The following is a 10252-nucleotide window of genomic DNA, read 5'->3' as shown; positions in this document are numbered from 1 at the left end:
CCCCGCCCACCCCCAACAAGTTAGCTACACCTACCACTGATCACTATGCTTGAGTCACACATCTCTACAACCATCCCCCACACACCACACACCACACACCACCCACACTCACCAACGGCTACGCCGCACACCACCCACCAAAAAGAAGCCTCGAACACCAGCCACCCGGCCACCACCCCAGACACCAGCAGAGGCCGGCCAAAACCCACCGACCCCCACCAGCACCACCAACAACGACCTACCTCACCGAGCCCACCTCACTAAACGCATCGGCTCGCGACGGATCAGACCGAAACCGACCACCGTCGACGAACACCGCTACTGCCGTCCGGTGCGCGTTCCGGAGCAGGTCAAGCGCAGCCTCGTAGCCCGCCCAATCCACCACCCTCCACAGCACCGGCCCCATGTGAACGTCCACCCAGTACAGCCGACGACGACGGTGGTCATCGAAACCTGACTGCGGTACCACCGCCCACTCTGGTGGGCGCGTCCATGTCACCGACAGCGCCGATACCCCTGGCCACGGTTCATCACTGCCGCCGCCGAGTTCAGCCGTACCGGCGACGCCGCGCAGTGCCTCGCGCACCGCGCCGAACGCCTGCAGGACGGTCCACACCTGTTCGGCCGAGGTGAAGGTCATGAGCACCTCACCCCACTGCACCGTCACCGTCGCCAGCTCGGTGCGCGCGTCATGGACTGAAATGCGGCCGGGCAACGGCCTGACCATCACCATGGTTCTGGTCACCACTCCCGCTGGAATCCGCATGTCAGCGCCTCCCAGCCGGATCTATGTGACTGCAGCTGTCACCGACGGCGCGCGCCAGATCCAGCGCGGCATCGATCATGCGATAGCGCGCATCCTCGTCGGCGAGCTCGTCGCCATCGCACTCCATCCACGCGGTGTGTAGGGCTACGACGTCGGCGGCCTGCTCGATCAGCGTTCCCGCCACTGCCGGGTGAGGTGCCATCGTGACCGGAGTGCGGTCGTCACGGTCGCGTCCCAGGTACGCGTTGAGGTCGTCCAGCCGCACGACGTACTCGCCTCGTATGTCCAGGCCCGCGCCGAGCAGCTCGCGTGGCAGGTGCCCAACGGCATCGTTGAGCGCGTCGTCAGTGTCGGGAATGGCCAGCTGGCCGGACACTTCCACGCGGATCAGTGGCCGGTTGTGGTCGAGCAGCCACGCTCGCACCACGTGGACCGCGGCGCGGCCTACCTGTGCGGCCACGGCGTCCCGTTGTGTCAGGGCGGCCTCCAGGGCGGTGTGCGCGGCCACTATCTGCGGAGCGGGGACGGTGGGGCCGCTGGCCCCACCGTTGAACGTCGCCGTCATCACACGGCCTCCACATCAACCACGTCGAAGTCTTCGACCAGCTCGCGCAGTTCGGCCCGAGTCAGGTTGTACAGGGCATCGATCACTTCGGGGGTGCCGACCTGCTCACGAGCGACGTCGCTGTCGACTCCGTTGGACTGGATTCGCAGCCGCAGCGAAACGTCCACCACCACGTCGTAGTCGCGTGATCGGGGCCGCAAGCCCTGGTTGAGCATGAAGGTGTCGAACACGCTGCACAGGCTGTTTTCGTCGGCGAATTCGTGTGCCGCATCGACAATCGACTCCAGGCGCACCTGCTCGCGATTGAGTGCCAGGCTGGTCTCCCGCAGCTTGTCACTGGTCCGCGCGTTCTCCCAGCTCGACGCCGCCAGGACCGGCACCCACGAGGGCACCGCCGGGTTGGTGATCGACCAGGTGCGCAGCACCATTTCCGAGATCGGGCGGGCGGCGACCACCGCCATCGGATCAACGGACACGACGGCGCACCAGCGTTCACCTGCAGTCGGTTCCGGCTCCACCACCAGCCAGCCATTGGCTAACTCATCCGACGAGACGACGACGGTAACCCAGGATCCTGTATCGGCTCGCTCGGGACGGTTCAAGAGGTTCGCGACGGACACCGATTCCTCGATTGCGGCACCAACATTTACATCAGACACAACGCCTCCTATGGGCAGTCGGTACGATCCCAGCCACCCCCAGATCAGAGGCACCAGAACCGCTTATCAGTTCGCCCCGGCAATCTCTCCGAGACACCTTCAGATTAGCGCCGACCACCGACAACTCAGCAGTTCAATGCACGTTTTATGGACCCACGAGCGCGGTTTGCTGAATCGAGCACAGCAAACTGTCTGAACCATCCTATGTGATGTCCGTCATATGACTCATAGCCTTATCAGGTGGTGACTTACGTTGTCCCTCAATATGTTTCACGCCCCGCTTATCTCCGTGATCTGTTGCGCCGCAACGCATCTCGTCTACCTCTGGCTATCGAAATATCTTGCAGCGCAGTGCTTTTAGCTGTTCCCCACTGGCGGGGTGCGCAGCGCCACAGGGCCGACTTGTCGGACCCTGGCGCTACCATCAAAGGGTGGGGGGAGGGAGCACCCGCCAGTGGGAACAGCAAGTAGCCGCCCCGATTTAGGCGGCGCCGGCCTCGGCATTTGACTTGACGTCATCAATTCAGTGACCTACTCTGTGACTTGACACCATCAAGTATTTGGCCGATATGTCAGCTATCAACTTCCGAGAGGATGTGGCCGACCAATGATGATCAGCCCTTCCACCGGCGGCGACCAGACCGGAGGCTCAACGATGACCGCATCAATCCACTTCCCCACCGGTAGCGATCGGACCGCGGCCGCCGAGCCGGCCGACTTCGATTCCATCGCCCAGGGCGCCGGCATCCCAACCGCCGGCCGGATCCGCCACTGGTTCGAGCAGGGCTGGTGCGCCGCCACCCGCTCTGACGTGCTGACGCACGGCGGCACCGACGACGCACTGGTCCGCTATGCACTGCGGTCCTCGCACACTGAGGCCAACGACCGCCCCGCACGGCGAGCGTTCGCCAAGGGGGTACGCGCCAAGCTCACCGACTACCGAGCGCGCGGACTTATCTGACCGCCACAACGGCCGTCCAACCACCATCCCCAACAGAAATAGGAGATCACCACCATGGCCAGCATCGCAGCCGACTTCCCCACTGGCACGCACGATTCCGATCAGACCCGGCCCGCGGTCTGCGCCACCATCCCCCGGCCTCGAGCCCTACCTTCGCCGACCTCGTTCACCCGTCACTACACCCAAGGTGCGCAGCTGCTCGCCGCGGCGATCACCAGCCCCACCCAAACTGCGTTCGACGCCGCGCACAGGTCCGCCATCCGCGCTATCGGCGCCTCGTTCTGCGGGGACGACCTCACCATGTCGGTGCAGTGGGATCTCGGGCAGTCCCTGGCCGCGAGCATCGCCGATGCCGCCCAGCGATTCGGGTTCAAGGCGCCGCGGTGAACTCGCCCGCTGCTAACGGAGGCCTCCAATGACCAGAGCCCGTCAGAAATCCACCCGCCTGCGCGAGCTTGCCCGCCTCGCCGACACCCATTACTGGGATTCGGTGTCGCTGCGACTCATCGGCAGCGAGTGCCCCGGCTATCTGTTCACCCGCGGCCTCACCGAGGTCGAAGTCCGCGCCACCGCACAGGGGCGCATCGTGCGAGCGGTGCGTACCTCCCCTGCTCAACCGGACGCCGACCCCACGACTAGCCGTTTCGAGGCGGTGGCCAGTTGGCTCACCGCGCCGCGCGAATCGTTGCCTGCGGGGATCGAGCGGCGTACCCGTGTTCGCCGCTCGATGGGTGGATCGATGTTGCTGGTCACCACGGATATCTGCAGCAGCTGCGGCGGCCCGGTCAACAATGCGCCGATGACCCGCACGTACGCCGATGACACCGACCGCTGGGTTCACGTGCGTGATGCCGATTGGGTCGACAATGTCCACCATGCCCGCCCTGTCGGCGGCCGCGTCACCGACCGTGACCAACCAGGTCCGTGGCGCGTCGCCGGGCGGCCTGTCTGACCAACCCGGTACAACAACCATCAACCCGACGACGGAACGGATCGCCCGAAATGACCACCGAAGCAAAGACTCTCAACCCTGATTCCAGCGGCAATGTCTACATCTCCACCGCCGCGGGTCTGCGCGGCATCGTCGCCTCCGACTGGCTTGGCGTTGAGGCGCCGTTCACCTGCCCGCCGACAATCGACGGCTACCGGGCCGACGGGGTACGCATCACCACTGACGGCGCGCTGGAGTGGATCGTGGGCAATATCGGCAACATCCCTGTCGTCGAGCTCGCCCCAGGCGCCTACAACGCCGTGGGATGGTCTCTCGTCGTCACTTACGACGGCAGCCTGGAGGTCACCAATGCCAGCACCGGCCGCACCGTCGCGGTCAGCCTCTACAGCGTCGAGGCACGCTGAACCCTCATCAAGGGCTATCTGTCGTCTCACAGGTCGTCGCGCGGTGGCCCATGAGCCATGACCGCCATCAGGTAGTCCTGGTGCTCGATGGCCGGCAGCTCAGTCCACTGTGGCGCCACCACTCGGGCCGGCGGCCATTCCACCTCTGCAGGGCAGGGTGGTTGGCGACGGCACGCCAGCCACTCTCTCCAGACGGCCCGACTCGCCTGATGACAGGTGATGCGCGCCGCCCGTTCCTCGAACACCCCCACGCTCTCGCCGAGCTCGTCGACTGTGATCGTGCCGGCGGTGAGCTGACCACGCCGACGACTGATCAAGCCGACCCGTGCCAGCTCAGCCACTCCGTCGAAAGCACTGGCCCGCGACATCCGCGCGGACACCACCAGATCCGCGATCGCCACCCCGTCCGGTCCGCCGGCCACAATCAGCTCGTAGAGGCGCCGGTGCCTCAGCCCGATCGCTGACCACACCGGATGCACATCGATCGGCGTCGGCCGCCCCGGTCCGGTCGGATCGGGGTCCAGCACATCGGGTGTCGTCAGGGCGTAACGGTCAGCACGCATCCCGGTGGCCGCCGAAACCAGCAGCACCGGAGAACCTGGCATCTCACGCAGCATCCGCAGCGTCGACCACACCGTCGTCTCACTGATCAGCCCAGCGCCGATCGACAACGACCGGCCGCCCACCCCGACCACCGGCACCCCATCAACGATCTCGCCCGCCTTGACTGCAGCACTGGCGAGCGCCTGTAAGACAGCGGCCACCGTCCATCTGGCGGTGTGCGAGCGGAACGTGGTGTCGCACCAGCGGGAAGCGTGGGACAGCCAGCGTTGGTGGGGCCCGTAGCGTGGTGGTGTACCTGTCCCCCCTGTGTGTACTTGTTTCCTGTGCGTGCAGGTCTGGACTTTACGAGCAGCCTCAGCGACGAACCGTTGAGCTTTGGCCCAATCCCTCGCCAGGGCGTCATCTTGGTGAGTTCCGTAGCGGTGGTAGGCAACTGCCAGACCTTGTCCCCACGGTGCTCCGACCGTCATGTGGTCACGGATATCGGTGAGGCTCATCCCGCGCCATGCAGCGTGAAACAGCACTGACTGTCGGGCCTCTGAGCGGCTGGACCACCGTCGGTCGGCGGGAAGTACTCCAGTCGAGGCGAAGGTGTCCACGGCGGCCGGCAGCGGGCTGGAAAGTCGGTACTGGGTCCGCAACCGGGCATCCTCGAGAATTCCCTCGAACACGTCGTCGGCCGCCTGGTGGTTTGTCGGCGGCGAAGCGGGTGCCGGGATCTGGCTGTGAGCGCCCAGGAGCTCGACGAGTAGGGCGAACAACTCGGGCCGGTTGCGTTGAGCCAGGACAGCTGCGGCGTCAGGCAGAGTGCCGTCAAGAATCCGCCAGCCACCCTCGCGGCACCGGGAACCGGGCGCGGTGAGCGCACCCTGTTGGGGGTGCAGCATCGGCGAAGAATCCAGGGTCGGGCAGCGCGCGGCGATCGCGGCCAGTACAGGCCTGACCTCGTCGAGGGTGACCGCGCGAGCCAGCGGCACCCACACGTGCGCGCCGCCGCTGGTGGAGCGATCTGAAATGAACGAGGCGCCGAGCTCGTTGAGCCAACCGATAATGCGGTGCCGATCGGCCAGCACGGCGGCCGGCCCGGCGGACTTGGCATCAAGATCGAGCGCCAGAACCCGGGTACGGCGCCGGTTGTAGAGCGGTACTGCCGCCGGCGTGTCGGGCAGTCGTTTGGTCAGCTGGGTGCGCAGATCGAACCCGTGCCCCGGCAGCCACAGCCGCATGGTGGAGCGTGCTGCGAGCGCCGGCGCGAGCGTTGCCCAGGTCTGAGCAGCGAGTTCGTGTCCAACATTGTCGACAGCAAGAGGTGAAGTAACCGCAGGCGCGGTCATCGACTACCTGAGACAGGACGGCTTGCGAGCGACACTCGCGTGACGACCTGCGCAGATATACAAATCTGTGACGGAGCGCTTCCTAGAAAATGGTCTAGATGTGCGCTACCGTGAGACTTGCTTTGCATGAGCAGAAGTCCCTTCGGGGATGCCCCGGTGGTGGACGGACCGGGGAGTCGAGCGGCAACTCGATTCCAAACCGTTCACGGACGTGGCCCCGCCTCTGGTGGGGCCTTCGTCATGTCGGGGTGATTCGTCCCCCACACGGGCCAGCTATTCAGATGTTCAGCTGCGAGACGTCACCGCCAGGGTGCGCTCCGCGGAATGAATCAAATGGCCAGTGGCAGCCCCTCCGCTTTCATCACCATCGGTTGATTCATCTTGAGAACAAACTCGGACTTGCCGGCGGCCTCACACATCACGTCGGAGACGATCTGCTTCAGCGACGTGTCGTAGGCCTCGGTCATGTCATCAACCCAAGTGCGGACATCAGAGGGCAGACGCGTCATGACGTCGACGGCCTCATCGGCGTCCCCCTCCTCGCAGGCAGCCGAGTCGGCATCATTCACCTCGGTTGACGCGAAAAGCTCGTCTACCTCAACGCGTTCGCGGTTCATGTCCTGCACGAGCTCGGGGTGACCAGCCCGCACGGAAACAACATCGGCGACCACCTGTGAAACGCAACTGCGGTACGCAGCAGCCTCGGTAAGCGCCCATTCCCACACCGGGCGCGGCAGTACCGTCGCTGTGGGCACGCGCGGCCCCTTCGACGGCCTTCCTTGACCCCAGAACCGATCGCCGCGGCGGCGGTTGGGTGACGTTGTATCGGCCATGCCGATCAACCTTTCACCTTTTCTGAAAACTTCGTTCACGACACGCTGCCTGAGCTCGAGATTTTCAGAAATAGTGCCAACGCTGACAAGGTGTGCTCGCTCATGGGGGCTGAGTGTCGGCCCCTCGATCCGGCTTGGGCGAGCATCGAGGAGGCATTGTGGCGACGCACTATCCCGGCGGCCAGGTCGCAGCACGCGACGCGACCGGCGCCGAGTACCGCTTCGTGCTGACGGATTCTTACGACGGGGTGGCGATCGATCACGTGGAAAGCGAATACGTGAGAGCGCGCGGCACCCGGTTCACGGTGCATTTCGACGAGGCCGCGGTGCGCTATTGGCGCAACCTCGGTGTTGTCGTCGAGACGCCGGTGGTCACCACCGACCCGGCAGAGTTGACGGCGTCAAACTGACAACTCCGCTCTTTGGCCGATTTTCCGTCGAGTCAATGAGCTGACCCCAAGCGGCGGTTGCTTGACCCAAACGGAAAATACGCTCCCGGCTCGCTCCCCCACTCTGAAATCACCTCCGTTGCGATCGCTTCTGTGTGGCACAGCCCCGACGTCGCGGCCTGGCATTACTTCGGGCGCTCCCGCCGCCCTGCTCTCACCGCGCGGGGGCGGCCGAAACTCGTTCGCTATGACTTGACGTTATCAAGTCATAGCGGTTACCCTTAACTTGACGACATCAAGCCTAAAGGGGGAGAATTGGCCGACCGGATGGATCAGCTCGTCAGCGCGGCAGTGCGCCAAGGATTCAAGGTCTGGCAAACCAAGCGCGGGGCCTGGGTCTTCGCAAAGGGAAGCCTGACCGTGACCGAGGCCGGCACCCCCTCGACGGCGATGCAGTGGGTGCGCCTCATCGGCGCGCTCCGCGGCGTCGGGCTGGTGTTTCCGGAACAGGACACCGAGCCGAGTGAGGGAGACCGATGACGTTGACGTGGACCGTACAGCTGAGCTGCATCGCGCCCGGGCTCAGCGAGGACCGCCGCCTCGACATCGTCGAGGAGCTCTCGGCCAACGCCGTCTACGACAGCGAGACCGGCAAGCTGGTCCTCACCTTCGAAGTAACGGGCGCGACCCTGCGTCAGGCTGCCGACGAAGCCTTGCGCACCGCTGGCGCAGCCGTGGGCACCAAGCCCACCCGCATTCGGATCATGCCGACCGAGGACTTCATCGCCGAGCTGTCCGCACCCGGCGCTCAGGATCTGGTCGGGCTTCGCGAGATCGCCGCACAGTTCGGTGTCTCATCCCAGCGCGCCCATCAGATAACTCAGATCGAGACCATGCCTGACGGTCAGCCCGGGTTCCCCGAGCCGGTGTCACGGCTGGCCTCCGGCCCGATCTTCACCAAGGCCTCCGTCGACGCGTTCGCGGAGCGGTGGGAACCGTTTCGGGTCAAACGCGGCGGAGGCTTCCCCCGCAAGGGCGGCCCAGCAGAGGCTCTTGGCTCCCCTGGCGCACCCCGGCGCGGCCAGAAAAGCTCCACCGTCTCGGCGGCCACACAGTAAGGACAATCCACATGCTCGGATCGCTTATCGGGATCATCATTTTCTTTCTTGTCGTGCGCTATCTGGTCAAGTTCCTCTACCGAGTCGCGCTACGGCGAGCGAGCCGTCCCGTGATGCACGTGAGCATCAATTATCCTGCGGATATGTACCCTCAGGCCAATTCGACCGAGCCTCATAATCGGAATGGGGCAAGCCGGAATGCTTTCCGTGAGCCGGTCCGGTTCGATGAGCCGATACTGTTCCCTCACAAGGAAGCGGCCGATCTTGATAAGCCGGATGAGTCTCTGGCTGAGTTTTTCTATGACTTTGACAGCGACAGTCGCCGGAACTAGGAATATCCATTCGCCCTAGCCGAGGAAACAAGCAATGACAACTGCGGGTACGCCCAAAGTTCTACAGCTGTTGTTGTCCCGAGGTATCCCGCGCCCGTTGTCGCATTTGACCAATGGGTCGTGCGCTGTCATTTCCGATTCCCACACGATCGCTGTACACGACAGCAGCGATTCACCGGAATGGACGTTGACCGCCCAGGCGCGTTGGCCCGAGGAATTCCAGTTCAGCTCCCACCCCTGGGCCGCGATCGCCCCGGCAGGTTCCGGCGGTGTCGTCCTACTGAATATGGCGGCATGCGATATCGGCGCATTGCCCGCCGAGGTGCGGATGTCGCTGTTGATGCAACAGCAGCGGTACTCCCCTGACCCGCTCCCGGTGTCAGACCTGTCGCCCCGTTATCGCATCACGCTCGATGCCATGCAGCTGTTTGTCGCGGCGGCCACCGGCGCTAAACGAGTCATCCCCGTCGGCGCCGCGTTCACCGTCAGCGACGATGCCTACCGACGCCATGAGCAGCTGACGTTTTCCTACCTGTCACCGTCTTTGCGGATCGTTGCCCGAGCTATCTCGCAGTTCGGCCCGCTGTCTACCAATGACTTGCTTCACCGCGTGTATCCGGCACCCACCGCCAACAACAAGAGCACCCTGCACGTGCAGCTGTCGAGGCTGAGCAAAGACCCGCGCATCACCCTCAGTCGTGACGGTGACGGCCGACTGATGATCGCCCACGCCACCGCCATCAGCGACGCCAGCTGAGACATCCCGCGCGACGCCTGGTGCTGCGCGCGACCGCACCTCAACTGTTGCGGACCGCTGGCGCCGCCACTGTTGCAGACCACTGTTAGAGGCACTGTTACAGGCCACAGCCTGCGCACATGCCCCGCCAACCACACATATCTCCTGGTCACCAGCTATAACAGGTTTCACCGCCGGCGGGAGGGGGTGGGTTTCCGGGCCCCCGTGACGCTGGGAGCGGACTGCTCGCACTCCCCGTCTCTCCACTAACGCCACGTCTTCACGCGGCCCATCGCCACAGGCCGGTGCCTATAACAGTGGCTAGCGGGCGGGGTGGCCGACGATCTCGATACCACCGATGGCGAAAGTGGCGGGGCGGTTGTCCGTCGAGGCCGGCGTAGACGGGGCCGGATCCAGGCCCAGGTTGCCCAGATCTCCGAAGATTCCCGGCTTCGGCTGGCCCTCACCGGTGGCCGGCGCTTCGGGCGCGACGCTCTCAGTTCCCAGGATCACCATGCGGATGGTCTTGGTCATCGCGCTGTGCATCGGCGTGGTCTGCCGTTCCTTCTTGTTGGTGTACCCCTGACCGTCAGGCCCTGCGGGAATGGGGTCGCCGTAGTCGAGGTAGAACATCGCCGA

General features: G+C 64.7%; 15 protein-coding genes. 9 read left to right on the top strand and 6 right to left on the bottom strand.

Annotated elements, in window-relative coordinates; all coding sequences use genetic code 11:
* Positions 1-238: 238 nt before the first annotated feature.
* From ACWDTP_RS34090 to ACWDTP_RS34080, 3 genes are read right to left on the bottom strand one after another with little or no spacing between them, the layout of a single operon-like run.
* Entirely contained in the window at positions 239-766 is a 528-nt protein-coding gene (locus ACWDTP_RS34090; protein ID WP_450027641.1) for a hypothetical protein, read from the bottom strand.
* Between the two features lies 1 nt (position 767).
* On the bottom strand, positions 768-1331 hold the full coding sequence (locus tag ACWDTP_RS34085; RefSeq protein ID WP_450027640.1) for a hypothetical protein: 564 nt from the start codon (positions 1329-1331) through the stop codon (positions 768-770).
* A complete protein-coding gene (locus tag ACWDTP_RS34080) occupies positions 1331-1951 on the bottom strand; it encodes a hypothetical protein (RefSeq protein WP_450027639.1) in 621 nt (206 codons plus the stop codon). Before ACWDTP_RS34080 ends, ACWDTP_RS34085 begins: the two co-directional genes overlap by 1 nt.
* Positions 1952-2645: 694 nt before the next feature.
* Here ACWDTP_RS34080 and ACWDTP_RS34075 point away from each other — a divergent pair.
* From ACWDTP_RS34075 to ACWDTP_RS34060, 4 genes are read left to right on the top strand one after another with little or no spacing between them, the layout of a single operon-like run.
* Entirely contained in the window at positions 2646-2951 is a 306-nt protein-coding gene (locus ACWDTP_RS34075) for a hypothetical protein (protein ID WP_450027638.1), read from the top strand.
* A gap of 54 nt (positions 2952-3005) precedes the next feature.
* Entirely contained in the window at positions 3006-3338 is a 333-nt protein-coding gene (locus tag ACWDTP_RS34070) for a hypothetical protein (RefSeq protein WP_450027637.1), read from the top strand.
* A 28-nt stretch (positions 3339-3366) separates the two neighbouring features.
* On the top strand, positions 3367-3903 hold the full coding sequence (locus tag ACWDTP_RS34065; RefSeq protein ID WP_450027636.1) for a hypothetical protein: 537 nt from the start codon (positions 3367-3369) through the stop codon (positions 3901-3903).
* A gap of 50 nt (positions 3904-3953) precedes the next feature.
* Positions 3954-4307, top strand: coding sequence for a hypothetical protein (locus ACWDTP_RS34060; protein WP_450027635.1), 354 nt, complete (start codon positions 3954-3956; stop codon positions 4305-4307).
* A 26-nt stretch (positions 4308-4333) separates the two neighbouring features.
* On the opposite strand, the gene ACWDTP_RS34055 is transcribed toward ACWDTP_RS34060, so the two are convergent.
* Together ACWDTP_RS34055 and ACWDTP_RS34050 are read right to left on the bottom strand one after the other, a co-directional pair.
* The gene (locus tag ACWDTP_RS34055; RefSeq protein WP_450027634.1) at positions 4334-6097 is read right to left on the bottom strand and encodes a hypothetical protein; all 1764 of its coding nucleotides are present in this window, start codon (positions 6095-6097) and stop codon (positions 4334-4336) included.
* Positions 6098-6534: 437 nt separating this feature from the next.
* The gene (locus ACWDTP_RS34050) at positions 6535-7077 is read right to left on the bottom strand and encodes a hypothetical protein (RefSeq protein WP_450027633.1); all 543 of its coding nucleotides are present in this window, start codon (positions 7075-7077) and stop codon (positions 6535-6537) included.
* Between the two features lie 119 nt (positions 7078-7196).
* Between ACWDTP_RS34050 and ACWDTP_RS34045 the strand changes: the two genes are divergently transcribed.
* The 5 genes from ACWDTP_RS34045 to ACWDTP_RS34025 all read left to right on the top strand — a co-directional run bounded on the left by ACWDTP_RS34045 (position 7197) and on the right by ACWDTP_RS34025 (position 9634).
* Complete coding sequence (locus tag ACWDTP_RS34045) at positions 7197-7448, top strand: hypothetical protein (protein WP_450027632.1); 252 nt, start codon at positions 7197-7199, stop codon at positions 7446-7448.
* 294 nt (positions 7449-7742) lie between these two features.
* Positions 7743-7967: a hypothetical protein gene (locus ACWDTP_RS34040; RefSeq protein WP_450027631.1), complete on the top strand. Its 225-nt coding sequence runs from the start codon at positions 7743-7745 to the stop codon at positions 7965-7967.
* Positions 7964-8545 (top strand): hypothetical protein, encoded by a 582-nt coding sequence (locus tag ACWDTP_RS34035; protein ID WP_450027630.1) that lies wholly within the window; start codon positions 7964-7966, stop codon positions 8543-8545. The genes ACWDTP_RS34040 and ACWDTP_RS34035 overlap by 4 nt, the downstream gene beginning before the upstream one ends.
* Positions 8546-8556: 11 nt before the next feature.
* Positions 8557-8877: a hypothetical protein gene (locus tag ACWDTP_RS34030; protein WP_450027629.1), complete on the top strand. Its 321-nt coding sequence runs from the start codon at positions 8557-8559 to the stop codon at positions 8875-8877.
* A gap of 187 nt (positions 8878-9064) precedes the next feature.
* A complete protein-coding gene (locus ACWDTP_RS34025) occupies positions 9065-9634 on the top strand; it encodes a hypothetical protein (RefSeq protein ID WP_450027628.1) in 570 nt (189 codons plus the stop codon).
* Positions 9635-9934: 300 nt separating this feature from the next.
* Here ACWDTP_RS34025 and ACWDTP_RS34020 read toward each other — a convergent pair.
* Positions 9935-10252: hypothetical protein (locus ACWDTP_RS34020; protein WP_450027627.1), on the bottom strand; the 318-nt coding region annotated here is incomplete at its 5' end.

This window comes from Mycobacterium sp. NPDC003449 (assembly GCF_053588415.1).
Note: the sequence above shows the minus strand (reverse complement) of the source record. Positions and strands in the feature narration are given on the sequence as shown.

Excerpts from the sequence above, each read along its gene's own strand:
- ACWDTP_RS34090 (WP_450027641.1), bottom strand. The coding sequence starts at position 766 with ATGCGGATTCCAGCGGGAGTGGTGACCAGAACCATGGTGATGGTCAGG.
- ACWDTP_RS34055 (WP_450027634.1), bottom strand. The coding sequence starts at position 6,097 with ATGCGGCTGTGGCTGCCGGGGCACGGGTTCGATCTGCGCACCCAGCTG.
- ACWDTP_RS34035 (WP_450027630.1), top strand. The coding sequence starts at position 7,964 with ATGACGTTGACGTGGACCGTACAGCTGAGCTGCATCGCGCCCGGGCTC.
- ACWDTP_RS34030 (WP_450027629.1), top strand. The coding sequence starts at position 8,557 with ATGCTCGGATCGCTTATCGGGATCATCATTTTCTTTCTTGTCGTGCGC.
- ACWDTP_RS34070 (WP_450027637.1), top strand. The coding sequence starts at position 3,006 with ATGGCCAGCATCGCAGCCGACTTCCCCACTGGCACGCACGATTCCGAT.
- ACWDTP_RS34060 (WP_450027635.1), top strand. The coding sequence starts at position 3,954 with ATGACCACCGAAGCAAAGACTCTCAACCCTGATTCCAGCGGCAATGTC.
- ACWDTP_RS34085 (WP_450027640.1), bottom strand. The coding sequence starts at position 1,331 with ATGACGGCGACGTTCAACGGTGGGGCCAGCGGCCCCACCGTCCCCGCT.
- ACWDTP_RS34075 (WP_450027638.1), top strand. The coding sequence starts at position 2,646 with ATGACCGCATCAATCCACTTCCCCACCGGTAGCGATCGGACCGCGGCC.
- ACWDTP_RS34065 (WP_450027636.1), top strand. The coding sequence starts at position 3,367 with ATGACCAGAGCCCGTCAGAAATCCACCCGCCTGCGCGAGCTTGCCCGC.